General features: G+C 71.7%; 23 protein-coding genes. 10 read left to right on the top strand and 13 right to left on the bottom strand.

Annotated elements, in window-relative coordinates; translation table 11 throughout:
* Positions 1-42 precede the first annotated feature (42 nt).
* The gene (locus JYK18_RS02655) at positions 43-855 is read left to right on the top strand and encodes an AraC family transcriptional regulator (RefSeq protein ID WP_206800282.1); all 813 of its coding nucleotides are present in this window, start codon (positions 43-45) and stop codon (positions 853-855) included.
* Positions 822-1,787: a prolyl aminopeptidase gene (pip, locus tag JYK18_RS02650; protein WP_206800280.1), complete on the top strand. Its 966-nt coding sequence runs from the start codon at positions 822-824 to the stop codon at positions 1,785-1,787. The genes JYK18_RS02655 and pip overlap by 34 nt, the downstream gene beginning before the upstream one ends.
* 86 nt (positions 1,788-1,873) lie before the next feature.
* Here the strand turns inward: pip and JYK18_RS02645 are convergent, their stop codons facing one another.
* The 4 genes from JYK18_RS02645 to JYK18_RS02630 form a co-directional block, all read right to left on the bottom strand.
* Entirely contained in the window at positions 1,874-2,416 is a 543-nt protein-coding gene (locus tag JYK18_RS02645; protein WP_206800278.1) for a DapH/DapD/GlmU-related protein, read from the bottom strand.
* A gap of 11 nt (positions 2,417-2,427) precedes the next feature.
* Positions 2,428-3,354, bottom strand: a complete 927-nt coding sequence (locus tag JYK18_RS02640; protein WP_206800276.1) for a LysR family transcriptional regulator — start codon at positions 3,352-3,354, stop codon at positions 2,428-2,430.
* Positions 3,355-3,416: 62 nt separating this feature from the next.
* Positions 3,417-4,208, bottom strand: coding sequence for a metalloregulator ArsR/SmtB family transcription factor (locus JYK18_RS02635; RefSeq protein WP_206800274.1), 792 nt, complete (start codon positions 4,206-4,208; stop codon positions 3,417-3,419).
* A 74-nt stretch (positions 4,209-4,282) separates the two neighbouring features.
* Positions 4,283-5,014: a maleylpyruvate isomerase family mycothiol-dependent enzyme gene (locus tag JYK18_RS02630; protein WP_206800264.1), complete on the bottom strand. Its 732-nt coding sequence runs from the start codon at positions 5,012-5,014 to the stop codon at positions 4,283-4,285.
* Positions 5,015-5,059: 45 nt separating this feature from the next.
* Here JYK18_RS02630 and JYK18_RS02625 point away from each other — a divergent pair, with 45 nt between their 5' ends.
* A complete protein-coding gene (locus JYK18_RS02625; protein WP_206800262.1) occupies positions 5,060-5,917 on the top strand; it encodes a MerR family transcriptional regulator in 858 nt (285 codons plus the stop codon).
* On the opposite strand, the gene JYK18_RS02620 is transcribed toward JYK18_RS02625, so the two are convergent.
* Positions 5,908-6,270, bottom strand: coding sequence for a MerR family transcriptional regulator (locus JYK18_RS02620; protein ID WP_206800259.1), 363 nt, complete (start codon positions 6,268-6,270; stop codon positions 5,908-5,910). The genes JYK18_RS02625 and JYK18_RS02620 overlap by 10 nt on opposite strands.
* 65 nt (positions 6,271-6,335) lie before the next feature.
* Here JYK18_RS02620 and JYK18_RS02615 point away from each other — a divergent pair, with 65 nt between their 5' ends.
* Both JYK18_RS02615 and JYK18_RS02610 read left to right on the top strand, forming a co-directional pair.
* On the top strand, positions 6,336-7,496 hold the full coding sequence (locus JYK18_RS02615) for an MFS transporter (protein ID WP_277992145.1): 1,161 nt from the start codon (positions 6,336-6,338) through the stop codon (positions 7,494-7,496).
* A 43-nt stretch (positions 7,497-7,539) separates the two neighbouring features.
* The gene (locus tag JYK18_RS02610; RefSeq protein WP_206800255.1) at positions 7,540-7,896 is read left to right on the top strand and encodes a MerR family transcriptional regulator; all 357 of its coding nucleotides are present in this window, start codon (positions 7,540-7,542) and stop codon (positions 7,894-7,896) included.
* Here the strand turns inward: JYK18_RS02610 and JYK18_RS02605 are convergent, their stop codons facing one another.
* Entirely contained in the window at positions 7,897-8,805 is a 909-nt protein-coding gene (locus tag JYK18_RS02605) for a zinc-binding dehydrogenase (RefSeq protein ID WP_206800253.1), read from the bottom strand.
* Between the two features lie 104 nt (positions 8,806-8,909).
* Here JYK18_RS02605 and JYK18_RS02600 point away from each other — a divergent pair, with 104 nt between their 5' ends.
* On the top strand, positions 8,910-9,293 hold the full coding sequence (locus tag JYK18_RS02600) for a helix-turn-helix domain-containing protein (RefSeq protein ID WP_206800251.1): 384 nt from the start codon (positions 8,910-8,912) through the stop codon (positions 9,291-9,293).
* Here JYK18_RS02600 and JYK18_RS02595 read toward each other — a convergent pair.
* On the bottom strand, positions 9,287-10,069 hold the full coding sequence (locus JYK18_RS02595; RefSeq protein ID WP_206800249.1) for an alpha/beta fold hydrolase: 783 nt from the start codon (positions 10,067-10,069) through the stop codon (positions 9,287-9,289). The genes JYK18_RS02600 and JYK18_RS02595 overlap by 7 nt on opposite strands.
* Before the next feature lie 14 nt (positions 10,070-10,083).
* Positions 10,084-10,704: a gamma carbonic anhydrase family protein gene (locus tag JYK18_RS02590; RefSeq protein ID WP_206800247.1), complete on the bottom strand. Its 621-nt coding sequence runs from the start codon at positions 10,702-10,704 to the stop codon at positions 10,084-10,086.
* Between the two features lie 66 nt (positions 10,705-10,770).
* On the opposite strand from JYK18_RS02590, the gene JYK18_RS02585 reads away from it, so the two are divergent.
* Positions 10,771-11,412, top strand: coding sequence for a maleylpyruvate isomerase family mycothiol-dependent enzyme (locus JYK18_RS02585; RefSeq protein WP_206800245.1), 642 nt, complete (start codon positions 10,771-10,773; stop codon positions 11,410-11,412).
* Here the strand turns inward: JYK18_RS02585 and JYK18_RS02580 are convergent.
* On the bottom strand, positions 11,385-12,260 hold the full coding sequence (locus JYK18_RS02580) for an alpha/beta fold hydrolase (protein WP_206800244.1): 876 nt from the start codon (positions 12,258-12,260) through the stop codon (positions 11,385-11,387). The two genes, JYK18_RS02585 and JYK18_RS02580, sit on opposite strands and share 28 nt — an antisense overlap.
* Before the next feature lie 46 nt (positions 12,261-12,306).
* Here JYK18_RS02580 and JYK18_RS47430 point away from each other — a divergent pair, with 46 nt between their 5' ends.
* Positions 12,307-13,119, top strand: coding sequence for a hydrolase (locus tag JYK18_RS47430; protein WP_206800242.1), 813 nt, complete (start codon positions 12,307-12,309; stop codon positions 13,117-13,119).
* Here the strand turns inward: JYK18_RS47430 and JYK18_RS02570 are convergent.
* Positions 13,091-13,987, bottom strand: coding sequence for an aminoglycoside phosphotransferase family protein (locus JYK18_RS02570; protein WP_206800234.1), 897 nt, complete (start codon positions 13,985-13,987; stop codon positions 13,091-13,093). The two genes, JYK18_RS47430 and JYK18_RS02570, sit on opposite strands and share 29 nt — an antisense overlap.
* A gap of 69 nt (positions 13,988-14,056) precedes the next feature.
* On the opposite strand from JYK18_RS02570, the gene JYK18_RS02565 reads away from it, so the two are divergent.
* Together JYK18_RS02565 and JYK18_RS02560 are read left to right on the top strand one after the other, a co-directional pair.
* Entirely contained in the window at positions 14,057-14,503 is a 447-nt protein-coding gene (locus JYK18_RS02565) for a GNAT family N-acetyltransferase (protein ID WP_206800232.1), read from the top strand.
* An 83-nt stretch (positions 14,504-14,586) separates the two neighbouring features.
* On the top strand, positions 14,587-15,060 hold the full coding sequence (locus tag JYK18_RS02560; protein ID WP_374194981.1) for a nitroreductase family deazaflavin-dependent oxidoreductase: 474 nt from the start codon (positions 14,587-14,589) through the stop codon (positions 15,058-15,060).
* A gap of 10 nt (positions 15,061-15,070) precedes the next feature.
* On the opposite strand, the gene JYK18_RS02555 is transcribed toward JYK18_RS02560, so the two are convergent.
* The 3 genes from JYK18_RS02555 to JYK18_RS02545 all read right to left on the bottom strand — a co-directional run bounded on the left by JYK18_RS02555 (position 15,071) and on the right by JYK18_RS02545 (position 17,134).
* Entirely contained in the window at positions 15,071-15,301 is a 231-nt protein-coding gene (locus JYK18_RS02555) for a hypothetical protein (RefSeq protein WP_206800230.1), read from the bottom strand.
* A complete protein-coding gene (locus tag JYK18_RS02550) occupies positions 15,298-15,666 on the bottom strand; it encodes a hypothetical protein (RefSeq protein ID WP_206800228.1) in 369 nt (122 codons plus the stop codon). Before JYK18_RS02550 ends, JYK18_RS02555 begins: the two co-directional genes overlap by 4 nt.
* 70 nt (positions 15,667-15,736) lie before the next feature.
* The gene (locus JYK18_RS02545; RefSeq protein ID WP_206800226.1) at positions 15,737-17,134 is read right to left on the bottom strand and encodes an FAD-dependent monooxygenase; all 1,398 of its coding nucleotides are present in this window, start codon (positions 17,132-17,134) and stop codon (positions 15,737-15,739) included.
* Positions 17,135-17,194: the final 60 nt, after the last annotated feature.

The following is a 17,194-nucleotide window of genomic DNA, read 5'->3' as shown; positions in this document are numbered from 1 at the left end:
ATTCCGTCGTCTTGGACGAATGGAAGGCCGTAGCCTGGGGGCATGGGGGACTGGGCGCTGGTGGTGCCGACCGAGGAGGTCGACCGGCTCGACGGTGGTCACGTCTTCGCCTCGCCGCACCCCCGGCTCGCCGCCCACGTGCTCAGCTACACCGCGCAGGACTACCGCCAGCACGAGCGCCGGACGTGGCGGATGACCCCGCTCGGCGTGCTCACCCTCTCGATCGACTTCGAGGCACCGGTCCGCCGCCTGGAATCCGGTGTGGACCTGCCCGCCTCCGCGGTGATCGGGCTGCGCGACCGGCCGCTGGTGGCCGAGGAACTGCCCGGCCGCTCGTGTGGGATCTCCATCGGGCTCACCCCGCTCGGCGCGTACGCGTTGTTCGGCCTGCCGCTGCGGGAGATCGCGAACTCCGTCGTGGGCCTCGCGGACCTGCTCGGCACCCGAGGCGACCTGCTGGTCGAAGAACTCGCCGAAACCCGGGGCTGGGCGGCGCGGTTCCGGTTGCTCGACGAACGGTTCACCGCCTGGCTGGGCGCCGAGCTGGAAGCGCCGGTTCTCGGGGCGTGGCAACGGTTGCAGCACACCGGCGGACGGCTGCGCGTGGACCGGCTGGCCGAGGAGATCGGCTGGACACGGCAGCACCTGAACCGCCGGTTCCGCGAGCAGATCGGGCTCAGCCTGAAAGCCACGGCCCGCGTCGCGCGGCTGAACCGGGCGGCCGTGCTGATGAACGGTCCCCACGCGCTCGCCGAGATCGCCGCGATCACCGGTTATGCCGACCAGGCCCACCTGAACCGGGATTTCCGCGCGTTGACCGGATGCACACCCACGGAATATCGGAGGAAACAGTGATCTATCCCGCGATCGAGCCGTACCGACACGGAATGCTCGACGTCGGCGACGGCCATTCCCTGTACTGGGAGGAATGCGGGAATCCGGAAGGCAAGCCGGCGGTGGTGCTGCACGGCGGTCCCGGGTCGGGCTGCACGCCAGCTTCCCGCCGGTTGTTCGATCCGGAGCGGTACCGGGTGGTGCTGTTCGACCAGCGCAACTGCGGCCGCAGCACCCCGCACGCGAGCGAGCCCGAGGTGGACCTGTCCGCGAACTCCACCCACCACCTGGTCGCGGACCTCGAACGGCTGCGCACCTCGCTCGGCATCGAGCGGTGGTTGGTTTCGGGCGCGTCGTGGGGTTCGGTGCTGGGGCTGGCCTACGCGGAACGCCATCCGGAGCGGGTCACCGAGATGCTGCACTCCGGTGTGGCCACCGGGCGGCGTCGCGAAACCGATTTGCTCACCCGGAATCTGGGGCTGATGTTCCCGGAGGCGTACGAGCGGTTCCGCGAGCTCGTGCCAGAGGGGGAGATCGCCGCGGGGTACCACCGGCTGCTCTTCGACGCGGATCCCGCGGTGCGCGAACGCGCCGCTCGTGCTTGGTGTGACTGGGAAACCGCGATCATCCCGACCGCGCCGGGGCCGAGCCCGCGGTATGAGAACCCGAAGTTCCGGATGGCCTTCGCGCGGATCGTCACGCACTTTTTCACCAACGGCAGCTGGCTCGACGAGGGTGAGCTGCTGCGGGACGCCGGGAAGCTGGCCGGGATTCCGGGGGTGATCGTGCAGGGTGTGCTCGATCTGTCCAATTTGGTCGGTACGCCGTGGGAACTGGCCGCCGCCTGGCCGGGCGCGGAACTGGTGCTGGTGGACGATACCGGCCACAACAACAGCCTCGGCCTGGACGCGGCGCGGGTGGCCGCCCTCGACCGCTTCGCAACTCACCACTGACGGCGGCCTTGGGCTTGGTCGCCGGTGGCGGTGGGTGGCCGCCTTGGGCGTGGTCAGCAGTGGCGGTGGATGGTCGCCTTGGCCGGTTACCACTGGCGGTGGACGGCCGCTTTGGGGCCGGTGACCAGGGTCGAGGGTGGCACGTCGTCGGCTACCACCGCGCCTGCAGCGACCACGGCGTCCCGCCCGATCGTCACGCCGGGCAGGATGGTGGCCCCGGCGCCGATCCAGACGTTTTCCGCGATGTCGATGGGTCCGCCGCTGAGCCACTCCCGCCGTCGCACCGGGTCGACCGGGTGGCTCATCGTGATGAACGTGGCCTTCGGCCCGATCATCACGCGCTCGGCGATCCGGATCCCGGCGTAGTCCAGGAACGTGCAGTTCTGGTTGATGAACACGCGTTCCGCAAGCTCCAGGTTCAGGCCGTGGTCGGTGTAGAACGGCGGGTAGACGGTCACCCGCGACGGCAGCGGCTTGCCGAGGATCCGCTCGAACAGCTCCGCCCGCCCCACCTCGTCGTCGAACGGCAGGACGTTGAGGCGGGAGGTCAGCTCGGTGACCCGCAGAACCCGGTCGGACATGGCCCGGAACTCGGGGCTGTGGATGCGCATCACGTGCTCGTGGGGCATGGGTCCTCCGTTCAGCCCGACCAGGACGGGCGCCAGGCCGGTTCGGCCGCGCGCGGCAGCGTGCCGAGGTGGTCGACGATCGCGGCGAGGCTGGGGTGCGGATTCTCGCTGGGGAGCAGGAGCGAGATCGGGTAGACGAGCTGCGGCTCGACGATCGGGATGCGCCGCAGGTCGTGGCTCGCCGGCCAGAGGTACCGGTCGCGTGCGCCGACCAGCGTCGCCACGTCGGCGGATTCGGCGAGGATGTCCTGGAGGACCTCGTTGCCGAAGTTGGGCCCAGCCGCGTCGATCCGGAGGTCGAAGGCGGTGGTGAGCTGGTCGTAGAACTCCGACCACTCACTGCGCGGCGCGATGCCCGGCACCCAGATTCGGTGCCCGCGCAGGTGTTCCGGGGTCAGCTTCCGCACGGACGCGAGCGGGTGCCTCGGCCCGACGAGGAGCTCCGCCGGTGAGTCGAAGGCGTGGATCATCCGCACCGCGCGCGGCAGCGAGCCGCGGTCGGTGACCGCGCGGAACGACGCGTCGAGCTCGCCGGACTCGACCGCGGCGACCGCCGCGCGCGGGTCGTTGACCCGGAGGGTCACCACGTCGAGCTCGGTCCCGGGGTGCGAGCGCCAGTAGTCGTGCAGGACCACGGCTTGCGCGCTGCGCAGGCCGAGGACATCGATCCGGAGCGCCCGCGACCCCGGCCGGACCGCGGAGATCGCGCGTTCGACACCGGTGACGACGGCACGGGCGTGCGGGAGGAACGCCTGCCCGTCGAGCGTCAGTTCCACCCCGCGCGCGGTGCGGGTGAACAACCGCACGTCCAGCTCGCGCTCCAACGCGGCGATCCGCTTGGAGACCGCCTGCTGCGTGAGGTCGAGTTCGTCGGCGGCGTGCTGCAGCTGCCCGAGGTCGGCCGCCAGGACGAACGACCGCAGTGCTTCGGTGTCCACCGGTGCAGCCTATGAGTGCCCAACCGGTGGTTGTGGCTCGCCGGACGCGGGGTTGTTTGCGGCTACTCGCCGTCCGGCAGGGGCTCGCCGGTTTCCACCAGGGTCTTCAGGCTCGACAGGATGTGCGGCCAGCCCTCGCTGACGGCTTCGAGCACCGCGCTGTCCGGCTCGAACCCGTCGTGGCGCACGGTCAGCTTCACCAGCTCACCGGCGGGCTCCAGCTCGAAGGTCACCGTCGACCGCGGTTCGGCGGCGGCCCGGTCGACGAACTCGGGCTCGATGCCCATGATCTCGGCGAAGTCCGGGGTGAAGGTGTGCCAGGTGTAGGACAACCGCCGGTACGGGTCGGCCGCCAGCACCACCTGCTCGGGATCGGCGGACTTCCAGCCGTTCTGCTCCCAGCTCACGGTGGCGCCCTCGGTCCACTCCGACTCGAGCACCGCGCCCCAGTAGCGGATGGTGAAGGCCGGATCGGTCAGCGCTTGCCAGAGCCGTTCCGGGGTGGTGTTGATGTAGGTGGTGTAGAGGAATTCGGGCTTGCTCATCGGCTCGCTCTCCAATGCGGTCTTCAGATCGGCGAGCGCGCGCACGCGCTCGCGGTGGTACTGGCTGATCCAGCGCTCGGCGATGGCGTTGATCGGCTCGGCGTTGACGTAGTGCAACTTCTCCCGGCCGCGGCGGGTGGTGGCGACCAGGTTGGCCGCCTCCAGCACGGCGAGGTGCTTGCTGACCGACTGCCGGGCCATCGCCAGCCCCGAGCACAGTTCGCGCAGGGTCTGCCCGTTGCGCTCGTTCAACCGGTCGAGCAACCGCCGCCGGCTGGGATCGGCCAGCGCCTTGAACACCTCGTCCATCGCCCTCACCTCAAACATGCAGCCAAGCGGCTGCCTTTAGGTTAGGCAGCCGTTCGGCTGCCTGTCAAGGCGGGTCAGAGCGCGGACCGGGTGAGCCAGTGGTCGAGCAGGGCGTGGTCGCCCTCGATCGCCAGCCGGGCTGGTGGGAGGCGGCGGGTGAGGAGGAGCAGGAGATCGCGGACCGGCCCGGTGACCGTGACATCGGCGGCCTCCACGCCGTGGCGGTAGCGGATGCCATCGGGGGTCCGGGTGATCAGCCAGCCGGTGTTTTCATTGCGCAGCAACAGTTTCTGGCCCGTGCCGCGGAGTTCGGTGAGGGCAGGCTTCAACGCCTCCGCGCCCGGGGCGGACAGCAGGCCCAGAGCTTCGTCGATCGCGTCCGTGGCCACGTCGGGGGCGACCTCGAACGTGGTCCGGCGGGTGGTGAGGCACGCGTCGGCGTGGTGCACCACCAGGTCGTGCAGCATGCGCCGCAGCCAGAACACCGCCGGGCCGGGGCCGAGCAGAGTGGGCACCACGGTGTCCGAAGTGCACACGGCGTCGGCGAGTTCGGTGGCGCCTTCGGCCAGCCAGCCCGCCCAGTCGGCCGGGGGATCGGCTTCGCGGGGATCCGGGACGGCGTCGGGCTGACCGGTTCGCACCATGCCCGCGGCCCAGCGGTGGGCCTGGCCGATGTGCCCGATCAGGTCCCGCAGCCGCCACTCCGGGCAGGTCGGCACGACCAGCGCCGGGTCACCGCCCTCGGCGGCCGCGGTGAAGGCGGCGGTGTGGTGGTGCAGCGCGTTCGTCAGCCAGGTGGGGTCCATGTCCCGTACGGTAGGAATTCCACCGGGGTGGAGGTTCAAGGTGTGGTGACCCGGATCACAGCGCTCGGCATCGGCGAGCTGGCCCGGCGCACCGGCGTGCCCGTGCGCACGATCCGGTTCTACTGCGACGAAGGCATTCTCGAACCGGTGCGCAGCGCGGGCGGGCACCGCCGGTTCGACCCGGCGGCGGTCGAGCGGCTCACGCTCCTCCGGCGGTTGCGCGGGCTCGGCCTCGGCCTGCCGTCGATCCGGCAGGTGCTGGACGGCGAACGGTCGGTGGCGGAAGTGGTCACCGCCGAACGCGCCGCGCTCGACGCCGAACTGGCCGCGATGGCGTGGCGTCGCGCGGCGCTCAGTGCGGTCGAAGCGGGTCGGCCCCTGGAGCTACTGGCGGCCGCGGGTGACGGCCGCGGTGCTCGCGAGGTGCTGACCACCTTCTGGCGCAACGACTTCCTCGGCCCGGCGACCGCCGACACGGTGGAGATGTTCCTCGCCAGCAGCGTGCCCGCGCCACCACCGGACCCCACCGCGGCGCAGGTGGCCGCCTACGCGGAAATGGTCGCGCTCGTCGACGACCGATCGCTGAAAACCCTTCTGCGCCAACGTCCGCGCAACGTCGACTACGAGGACGTCGGTGCCGCCTGCGCCCTCGCCACGCCGCTCGTGCTCGCCGGTCGCTCGCCGGAACCCGGTGCCGCGCTGGACCGGTTCGTCGATGCCTACGCGGCGGTCGGCCGGACCCGCGACACCCCGGAGTTCCGGCGGCGGCTGCACGTCGAACTCACTCCCGAGCGGAGTCCGCGCCTGCGGCGGTACTGGGCGCTGGTCGGGGAGGTGACCGGCGAACCGGTCACCGTCGGCCACGCCCATTCGTGGCTGCTCGACGCGCTCGCTCACCGGTAGGCGCGCACCTCGTCCAGGTACCCGGAAATGGCCTCGTGGTTGTGCCGCAGGCAGTCGATCCGGCGGCCGAGCCGATCGCGTTCGGCCTCCAGCGCGGCGAGCATCTCCGGCGTGGCGTCGGGGAAGTGGATGGCCCGTGGCCGGTTCAGGCAGGGCAGGATCTGCTTGATCATCCGCGTCGGCAGGCCGGCGTCGAGCAGCCCGCGGATCTGGTGCACGCGGTCCACATTGGACTCGTGGTAGTCGCGGTAGCCGTTCGCCAGTCGCCGCGCGGCGATGAGCCCCTGTTCCTCGTAGTACCGCAGCAGCCGGCGGGGCGTGCCGGTCCGCTCGGAGAGTGCGCCGATGCGCATGTGTGCCACCTCACTGGGTTCGTGGTTGACCTTCACACCGGTGTGAAGGTTCGAGCATGGGCCGCATGAGACTTCCGTTGCCCGCCCTGCTGGCGCTGACCACCGCCGCGTTCATCACCGTGCTGACCGAGGCGCTGCCCGCCGGCGTGCTGCCCGCGCTGAGCACCGATCTCGGCGTGGGCGAGGCCGCCGCCGGGCAGACCGTGACCGTCTACGCGATCGGGACCGCGCTCGCCGCGATCCCGCTGTCCGCGGCCACCGCGGGCTGGCGGCGCAAACGCTTGCTCCTGGCCGGGATCGCCGGTTTCGCGGTGGCCAACACGGTCACCGCGGTGTCCGCGGACTACGCGCTGACCATGGTCGCGAGGTTCGTCGCCGGGGTGGCCGCGGGCGTGGTCTGGGCCCTGCTGGCCGGGTACGCCCGCCGCCTGGCCTCGGAACGCCTGCAGGGCAAGGCGATCGCGATCGTGATGGCGGGCATCCCGCTCGCGCTCTCGCTGGGCGTGCCCGCCGGCACCTTTCTCGGCGGGGCGCTCGGCTGGCGGGTCACCTTCACCGTGATGTCCGTGCTGGCCGTGGTGCTCCTCGGCTGGATCGCCGTCGCGGTGCCGGACTTCCCCGGTCAGGCCGGTGGCGGCCGGATCCCGCTGCGGCGCACGCTCGCCGTGCCCGGGGTGGCGCCGATCCTGGTGGTGACCCTGGTTTTTGTGCTGGCGCACACGATCCTCTACACCTACATCGCCACCTTCCTGGAGCGCGCCGGGCTCGGCGGGTCCGTCGACCTGGTGCTGTTGATCTTCGGTGTGGCCTCGATGGTGAGCATCTGGGTGGTGGGCGCGCTGATCGACCGCAGGCTGCGCACGCTGACGATCGCCGGCACGGTGCTCGTCGGGCTGGCGGCCGCGATGCTCGGGGTGTTCACCGGGAGCCCCGCACTGGTGTACCTCGCCGTGGCGCTGTGGGGGCTCGGCTGGGGCGGGGTGCCGACACTGCTCCAGACCGCAGCCGGGCAGGCGGGTGGTGAGGCCGCCGACACCGCGCAGGCCATGCTGGTCACCCTGTGGAACGCGGCGATGGCCGGGGGCGGGGTGGTCGGCGGGTTGCTGCTCGGCTGGTTCGGTGCCGGTGCTTTCCCTTGGGCCGCTTTGGTTCTGCTCGTGCCGGTGCTGGCGGTGGTGCTCGGTTCCCGCGGTTTCGCCGATCAGGCTGTTGCTCACGCGCGTTAAGGTAGAACTTGACACCAATGTCAGGTTCAACCCCGGAGGCGTCGTGCGGATCGGTGAACTGGCCCAGCGCACCGGTGTGAGCGAGCGCTCGCTGCGGTACTACGAGCAGCAGGGCCTGCTCGTCGCCGACCGCACCCGCGGCGGCCACCGGGACTACCCGGCGGCCGCCGTCGACCGGGTCGTCCGCATCCAGGAGCTGTTCGCCGCCGGGTTGTCCAGCAAGAAGATCGCGCGCCTGCTGCCCTGCATGCGGGACGCCGACGGCGGCCCGTCCGAACAGGCCGACGCGAAGCTGGTCGCCGATCTCACCGCCGAACGCGAGCGCATCGACCGGCTGATGGCCGACCTGGCGCGCTCGCGCGAGGTGCTCGACGGGGTCATCGACGCCGCCAGCGAGTGATCACCTGCGCTGCCCCGGAACCAGCAGCCACCGACCGCGCTGACCACCGCCCGCGACCTTGTCGTACGCCGTCGCGGCCTCGGCCAGCGGCACCCGTCCCGCCACGCGCACGGCCAGCACGCCGCGGACGGCGAGGTCGAGCAGCCCGGCGAGCTGCTCGCCGTCGGGTTCGACGTTCAGGATGCCGACGTCGATGCCGCGCTCGGGGGTCGCCGGGGCGGCCGAGGGCACCCCGGCGAACGCGCCACCGTCGCGGATCGCGGCAACCGCCGCCGACTGCAGCACGGCGGCGTCGACCACGGCGTCGAACGACGGCCCGGGCAGTTCCGTGCTGAAGTCGCGGGCTCCGGCACTCAGCACGAACGCGCGGTCGGATTCGCGGGCGAGCCCGGTGACTGCCCAGCCGGCGTGCGCGGCCAGCGCGACGGCGTACCCGCCGACGGCCCCGGCCGCGCCGGTGACCAGCAGCGTCCGCCCCCCGGCCGGGCCGAGGTGGTGCACCAGCTGGGCCGCGAGCAGGGCGTTGAGCGGGAGGGTGGCCGCGTCGACGGGGTCGAGTTCGCCGGGCAGCAGCGCGGCGGCCTTCGCCGGGACGACGGTTTCCTCCGCGTGGGCGCGGGCCGGGGCGCCGAAGTCGCCGTGCACCGCGGCGACCGCGTCACCGGCGGAGAAGCCGGTGACCTCGGAGCCGGTCTCGACGACCACGCCGGTGAGGGAGAAGCCGATGCCGACCGTGCCGGTGAGGCCGAAGATCGCGCGGGCCGGTCCGCCCGCGTAGAGCGCGTCGACCGGGTCGACCGAGGCGGCGGTGACCCGGACCCGCAGGTCACCGGGTCCGAGCGCGGGCAGCACCACCTCCTCCAGCGCGGGGGTGGTCTGGTCGGGCTTGGACACGAGGGCGAACGTCATGGTGGTGCTCCTTCGGTGAAGAGGTGGACCACACCACCATCGGTGACTTACTCTCCAATGGGAAGAAGGCACTTTATAGTGGTGTAGGCACCCGGGAGTAAGTCATGGACGTGAAAACCGGCGAGCCGCGCTTCGACGCGTTCTCCGCGTTCTGCCCCAGCCGCAGGCTGCTCGACACGATCGGCGACAAGTGGGCGAGCCTGGTGATCGTGGCGCTGGGGCTGGAGGGGCCGAAGCGGTACTCGGAGCTCGCCGCGCGGATCGACGGCGTGAGCCAGAAGATGCTCACCCAGACCCTGCGCGGGCTGGAGCGGGACGGGCTGCTGACGCGGACCGTCACCCCGTCGGTGCCGGTCCGGGTCGACTACCAGCTGACCCCGCTCGGTCTGTCCCTTTTGGACCCGATCCGGCACCTCAAGGAGTGGGCCGAGGCGCACATGCCCGAGGTGGACGCCGCCAGGGCGGAGTACGACGAACGCGTTCAGTGATCTCGCAGGAATTCGGTGAGGAGGTCGCCGAACTCCCGTGGTCGTTCCAGGGCGACCTGGTGCCCGGCGCCGTCGAACGACACGCGGCGCACGTCGCGGCCTGAGCGTTCCAGCAGGTCCGCCATCTCGTGGATGTCGCTCGTGTCGAGCGAGCCGGTCAGCACCAGGGTGCGCGCGTGCAGTTCGCCGACCCGGTTGACTCCGTCGAGTTCGTCGCCGGGCGGGAAGCGGCCGTGGCCCTGCTGGGCGTTCTCCACCAGCAGGGCGTGGAAACGGGCGCGGACCGCCGGGTCCACCTGCTCGGGAGTCCGATGTGGACCGTCGACCAGCAGTCGGACGACGTGCTCGTAGGCGAGCGGGAAGTCCTGGGCGGCAAGGGCTTCGCCCACTTTCCGGTACTGCTCGACGGTGAACGGGTCGCGTTCGACCATGCCGCTGATCCCCGGTGAGGCGAGGAACAACCGGTCCACGCGGTCGGGGTGGGCCAGCGCGAAGTCGATCGCGGTCCGGCTGCCGAGCGAACTGCCCACCAGCGGCACGCGGTCGATGCCGAGCGCGTCGAGCAGCAGGCGCAGGTCGTTGTGGTGGGAGAACGGGCCATCGGGTTCGGACGATTCGCCGTGGCCGCGCGCGTCGAACCGGACCACGCGGTGTCCCGGGGCGAACTCGTCCCAGATCGCCCGGCTCGCGCCACCGGGGTGGAGCAGGACCAGCGGCGGGCCGTCGCCCCGCACGTCGTAGACCAAGTGGCCGTCACCGGTTTCGAGAACGCCCATCCGCACCCCTCGGCTCAGTGTTCCGGCAGCACCACATCATCCCGGTGCGCGGCGAGTTCGGTCGAGCGGGTTTCGGTGGCGTGCACGGTGCGGCGGATCCGGTCGGACCACGGGCCGGTCGTGCCGAACGCGGCCTGGGCGAAGCCGACCTCGCGAATGGCGCCCGGCAGCTCCGGGTCGCCGGGAGCCAGGAGCCGGACGGGATCGCCCAGCGCGACCACGAACGGCGGCACGAAGTACTCGGCGGGGGTCTCGGTGCGCGCGTGCACCAGGGCGCCGACCGCGACGGTGGTGCCCTCGCCGAGGCGGGCGGTCTGCAGCACGGTGCAGCCGGTGGCGAGGTAGGAGGCCCGGCCGACCACGCAGCCCAGCAGGGTCGCGTGGGGGCCGACGAGCACGTGATCGCCGACCTCGACCGGCTGCGGCCCGGCCACCGCGGACGCGCGGAGCACGGCGTGCTCACCGATGATGCTGTATTCGCCGACGGTGACCTGCGCGCCCTCGGCGTCCAGCACGGCGCCGGACAGCACGCGGGCGTGGGCGGCCACCTCGACGTCCCCGATCAGGGTGGCCGTCGGGGCCACGTAGGCGTCCGGGTGGACGCGGGGTTCACGGTCGCGGTGACGGAGGCGCATGCCCCCGACGCTAGGCCGGGCCAGGCGCGGGGACTGGCGGTTTTCGGACGTCGTTAGTGTCGTGGCATGACCGACTTCCCCCAGATCCAGCGACGGGAGCTCGCCGCGCTCGTCGACGACCTGAGTGCGCTCGAACCGCAGGCGTGGCGGTCGCCGACGCTGTGCGGTGAGTGGGACGTCGAGGAGGTGGTCGCCCACCTCGGCGCGGCCGCGACCACCACCCGGCTGGGGTGGATCCGCAGCATGGTCGGCGCCCGGTTCGACACGGACGTGCACAACCGGCGGCGGCTGGAGGAGTTCCGCGGCGCCGATCCGCGGGAGACGTTCGAGCGGTTCCGCCGGGTTGGGCCGATCGTGCTGCCGGTCAAGTCCTCGCCCGCCGGTCTCGGGGAACTGCTGGTGCACGCGGAGGACATCCGGAAACCGTTGGGGCTGCGGCATTCCCCCGATGCCGATGGCCTGCTCGCGGTGGCCAGGTTCTTCGCCACCAAGGATTTCGCGGTGAACAGCAAGACGCTGGTCAAGGGCTTGGCGCTGGAGGCGACCGACGCCGATTTCCGGGAGGGTGCGGGGCCCGAACTCCGCGGGCCGCTGCTGTCGCTGGTCATGGTGATGGCGGGCCGTCGCCCGTTCCTGGCCGACCTCGACGGCGACGGCGTCCCCGAACTCACCCGGCGGCTTCAGCCGGGGGAGACCGCCGAGGCGTAGGCGTCCGGCACCTCCCACGGCGGAAGGTGGCCGACGCCCTCGAAGACGTGGAGCGCCCAGTCCGGGCGGCGGGCGAGCAGGTGGTCGATCGTGGCGCGCTCGATCAGCGGGTCCTGATCGCCCCACAGGACCAGCGTGGGCACGGCGAGCCGGTCGATGGCGTCTTCGGCCGGGTGCCGGTCGACGAACATCGCCGAGACCGCGGAGGCGAAGGCGGTCACGCCGTTCCGCAGTTGCCGCGGGCCGATTTCCGCGAGCTGCTCGCCGATCAGCGCGGCCAGCTCGGGCGAGCACGGGAGCTGCCGCGGGTTGCGCTGCTTCACGCCCATCAGGGCGGAGCCGGTCACCGTGAGGAGCCCGGGGCCGACGAGCAGGGCCAGGCGGCCCAGCGTCTGCCAGCCCAGCCGTTCCGCCCGGCTCAGCGGACCGGGCAGGGTCGGCGCGGTCAGCACGAGCCGCTCGACGCGCGCGGGTACGAGGTCGGCGAACAACAACGCGACCAAACCCCCGAAGGACCAGCCGTGCACCACGACGCGGTCGAGGCCGAGCGCGGTGGTCAACGCGCGCAGGAACCGCGCGCTCGGCTCGGCGCGCACGGCGAACCGGTGCGGTGACTCGGTTCGCCCGAGCACGGCACCGGGGAGGTCGACGGCGACGACCGGCCCGTGCGCGGTCAGCGAGGGCAACACGTCCAGCCAGAAAACGCCGCCGCTGGCCATGGGGTGGACCAGGAACTGGGTCGGCGCGGACGCCGGACCGTCGGCTCGGAGCAGGTGCGCGCTCGTGCCGCCCACGTCGACCGTCTCGCCGCGCACCCCGGGCCAGTGCTCCCAGTTCACTTCTCGCACGGTCGAAGCTTGACCTGCACCGTGGTGGAGGTTCAAGGCTGGGGCGATGACGATCTGGATCTGCCGGACCTGCGGCGTGGAGCACCCCGACACCGCTGAAGCCCCGGCCGGGGTGTGCGCGATCTGCGCCGACGAGCGGCAGTGGGTGCCCGCCGCCGGCCAGGCGTGGACCACGCTGGCCGAGCTGGCCGCCGAGGAACACCGGCTGGTGCACGAAGAACTGGAGCCCGGCATCCACCGCCTCAACCGGGAACCGGCGTTCGGCATCGGGCAGTGGACGCACCTGGTGCGGACGCCGCGGGGCAACCTGATGTGGGACCCGCCGAACCACCTCGACGAGCCGTTGGCCGCCAAGGTCGAGGAACTCGGCGGCGCCGCGGTGATCGTGGCCAGCCATCCGCACATGTACGCGTCGCAGGTGAGCTGGAGCCACCGGCTCGGCGGGGTCCCGGTGCTGGTGCACGCGGCCGACCGGCGGTGGGTGCGGCGGGAGGACCCGGTGCTCCGGGAGTGGTCGGGGACCGAGGAGGTCCTGCCCGGCGTGACGCTGATCGAGGCGGGCGGGCACTTCCCCGGGGCGGCGGTGGCGCACGTGGCGGGCGGTGCCCTGCTCACCGGGGACACCATCGTGCCGGTGGCCGCCGAGGGCTGGGTGACGTTCATGCGCAGCTACCCGAACACGATCCCCCTGTCCGCGGGCCTGGTGCGGCGCATCGTGGAGCGGTTGGAGCCGTACGAGTTCGACCGTATCTACGGGCTCTTCGGCCGCAAGGTCCTCAGCGACGCCAAGGGCGCGGTGCGGCGGTCGGCGGAGCGGTACATCGCCTGGGTCAGCGGGGAGAACGACCACCTGGGGTGACGCGCGCGTGGTCGGCGAAGAGCTGACCGAGGGTGGCGTCGTCGTTCTGGGCGAGCGCCTTCCACAGGGCCCAGCCGCGCCCACGTGCCCAGGTCTCCTCGTCGACGGCCAAGCGTTCGCGGAACCTTTGACGGCCGTCGGCGGTCAGCAGCGTCCAGGCGATGGCGAGGTCGCAGGAGGGATCGCCGACCCCGCAGGTCCCGAAGTCGATGACGGCCGCGAGGTGGCCGTCCTCGACCAGGAGGTTGCCCGGGGCGACATCGCCGTGGAACCAGCGGTCGGGCCCGTCCCAGTGGGATTCCAGTGCGGTCGCCCAGATTTCGCGGGCCGGGTCGGCGTGATCGCCCAGTGCCGTGAGCGCGCGCTGGGTCCGGGCGTCGTAGGTGCGCAGGGTGTCGCCTCGGAACCAGTTGTGTTTACCCGGCTGGGGACCGTCGGCGGCATCGACGTTCCGCAAGGCGAGCAGGAAGTCGGCCAGCTCGAGGGCGAAGCGGACCGGGTCGGCGATGCGGTCCGCGTGCGCGGGTTCGCCGTGGAGCCAGGGGTAGATCGACCACGGGAAGGGGTAGCCGGCGCCGGGACGTCCCTTCGCCAGCGGGACGGGAACGGGCAGCGGCAACCGGGGCGCGAGTGCCGGAAGCCACTGGTGTTCCTTGTCGACCGCCAGCGCGTATTCGGCGGCGCTCGGCAGCCGCGCGAGCATGGTGTCGCCGAGGTGGAAGGTGAAGTTGTCCCAGCCGTTGGCGGCGACCGGCCGGACCGGGAGGCCGGCCCATTCCGGGAACTGCTCGGCGACCAACCGCCGCACCTGTGTCGCGTCGACGGTGACGCGCCGGGGGAGTGGTCCGAGATCCGGTGTGCTGCTCAACGAGGGCTCCTTTCCTGGGAAGAGAAACTCGGGTGCGGGGGAGCTGTCCAGCGCATTACGCTCCCGCCCATGACCGCGTTCGTGCCAGCCGATTTTGTGCCGCCGACCGGGTTGGTGACCGAGCGGTTCCGGCTCGAACCGTTGGGGCCGCGGCACAACGAGGCCGATCACGCCGCGTGGATGTCGAGCATCGAGCACATCCGCGCCACGCCCGGCTATCCCGACGGCGACTGGCCACCGCGCGACGGCATGACGCTCGAACGGAACCTCGCCGACCTCCGCCGCCACGCGGACGACTTCACGCGCCGCGTCGGGTTCACGTTCACCGTGCTGGAGGGCGACGACGTCATCGGGTGCGTCTACCTGTATCCGCCGGACTCCGCGGAGTGGGACGTCTCGGTGCAGTCCTGGGTGCGGGCCGACAGGTCCGCCCTCGACGGGCCACTGGCCGATGCCGTCGCGGATTGGCTCGCGTCGGACTGGCCCTGGAAGCGTTTGGACCGCTGTGGTCGATAATGTGACCCGGGTCACGTCTAGCCCCTGTCGAGAACGCCGCAACGGCTCCGTTCCAGGGGTACTAGCGGCCACGACGAGGCCGCGTGACCGGGAGGACCTCCGCCATGGCCGTCGCCGCTGATCTTGACCGCGCCACCGACTCGCAGTGGGACTGGGTCGCCGAGCAGACCCGCGCGTACCTCGCCTCCGACGGCGCCGAGGGCCACGAATCGAACGGCGTCCACACGCTCGTGCTCGCCACCACCGGGCGCCGGACCGGCATTCCGCGCCGCACCTGCCTGATCTACGGCAAGGCGGGCGAGGACTTCGTGGTCGTCGCCTCCAAGGGCGGTGACGACGACGATCCTGCGTGGTTCAAGAACCTCGTGGCGGAGCCGAGCGTCGGCGTGCAGGCGGGCGACCGCCGGTTCACCGCGCGCGCCAGGGTCGCCACCCCGGCCGAGCGCGAGGTGCTGTGGCCGCGGATGGTGGGCATCTTCCCGCTGTACGAGGAGTACGCGCAGAAGACCACGCGTGAGATCCCGATCGTCCTGCTCACCCCTGGCGCGCAAGACTGAGGGAAGCGCCTCAGCCCCGGCTGGTCCGGCGGGCGGGGCCGTTGGCGCTGCGGGGCACGATCGGGACCACGCCTACGGCGCTCAACACGGCCACAAAACCGTTCTCGATCTGGGTGGCGGTGCTCGGCCAGTAGGCGGGCCCCGAGCAGAAACCCCCGCTGCACTTCGTCGGCGGTGGGCCGGCGCAGCCGCCGGCGACCAGGACGACCGCGCCGGCGACGGCGGCCAGGCGCGCCCTCATGCGGGCTGCACCGATCGCGCGGAACCCGACCGCACCAGCACCAGCACGCCGATGGCCAGCAGGATCGCGAACACCGCCTGGTAGTACCCGGTGACCACGCTGACCAGCGCCCCCGCCGCGCCCACCACCTCCATGACCACGGCGAGCCCGCGTGCCCACGGGCGCCGGGTCAGGAAGGTGGCGGCCACCGCGACGAGCACCGCGATCACCGGGTTGACCACGAGCACGAACCACACCGAGCCCGCGACCTCCTGGTTGTGGTCGAGGCGCGCGCTGACGGTCAGCACCTGCACCACCCAGATCCCGAGCGAGGCCACCGCCTGCGCGTACATGATCGCCCGCGCGATCTTGACCTGCCTGCCCACCGGACCCTCCTCCGCGATGACTTGCGGGCAAGCTTGCCGTCGACGGTGGGGACCGTTCCCGAACTGGCCGCTACCTGCCGAACCAGCGGGCCAGATAGTCGTCCAGGTCTCGCTGGTCGTCACCGATCCAGGCGACGTAACCGTCGGGGCGGAGCAGAACGGCGGGGAAGTCCAGGTCGGCGTCCGTGAGGTGGTCGACCCGGTCGGACCACGTGCCGGTGGTCAGCCGTTCGGTGCGGTCGAGCAGGAGGCCGCGGCCCGCGTGCAACTGGTCGTAGAGGCGGCTTTGTCCCACGTCGAGGTCGGGCAGGCGACGGCCGAGCAGCTCGGGGCCGTCCCCGAAGTCGTAGCGAATGTCCACCGCGGCGATCTTCTCGATCAGGTGGCGGTTCACCTCGTTGAAGTCCATCAGTTCGGTGAGCAGCCGCCGCATGGCCCGCGCGCCCGGTTCGGGGGACGACAACGCCATCTGGGCGCGGGTGTTGTCCAGCACCGCCGCCGCGACCGGACGGCGTTCGGCCGGGTAGGTGTCCAGCAGCGCGTCCGGTGCCCAGCCGCGGATCCGCCCGGCCAGCTTCCAGCCGAGGTTGACCGCGTCCTGCACACCGAGGTTGAGGCCCTGCCCGCCGGTCGGCGGATGGATGTGGGCCGCGTCGCCCGCCAGCAGCACCCGCCCGACGCGGTACTGCTCGGCCAGTCGCGTGGCATCGCCGAAACGGGACAACCAGCGCGGGGAGTGCACGCCGAAATCGGTACCGGCGACGGCACGCAGTTGCCGCCGGAAGTCCTCCAGGGTCGGTGGTTCCGCGCGGTCGACGACTCCGGCGGCGGGAACCACGACGCTGTAGACACCGTTGCCGAAAGGCCGGAGCTGGATCCTGTCGACTTCGCGCACCTTGGCCGCGATCTCGTCCGGCGGCGCGCTCAGTTCCAGTTCGCCCATCAGCGTTTCGGTTCGCGAGGGCTCGCCGGGGAAGCCGACGCCGAGCAGCTTGCGCACCGTGCTGCGCCCGCCGTCGCAGCCGACGAGGTAGCGCGACCGCAGCCGTTCGCCGGAGGTCAGTTCGACGGTCACGCCTTCGTCGTCCTGCTCGAAACCGCTCACCTCGCAACCGTGCCGGACCTGCGCGCCCAGTCCGGTGGCGTGTTCTTCGAGGAGCCGGACGATGACCGGCTGCGGAATGCCGAGCAGGTAGGCGTGCGCGGAATCCAGCCCGTCGGGCACGGGTTTGGCGATGGCGGCGAAGAACCCGGCGGCCGGACGCTGTCGTCCGATTTCGAGGAGGCGGTCCAGCAGGCCGCGCATCGCCATGATTTCGAGGCTGCGCATGTGCAACCCGACGATGCGGACGAACGACGCCGGCTCGGTTTCCTTCTCCAGCACGAGAACCCGGACGTCGTGGAGTCGCAGCTCGGCGGCCAGCATCGCGCCGGCAGGCCCGCAGCCGGCGATGATCACGTCAATCATGGAGGTGTAACCCTTCGGGAGTACCTGTGCTCCCGGCGACACCTACGTCGATCGCCCGGC

Source organism: Amycolatopsis sp. 195334CR (assembly GCF_017309385.1).
In the GTDB taxonomy this organism is placed as follows: Bacteria; Actinomycetota; Actinomycetes; order Mycobacteriales; family Pseudonocardiaceae; genus Amycolatopsis.
This window is presented reverse-complemented; position numbering and strand designations above follow the sequence as displayed.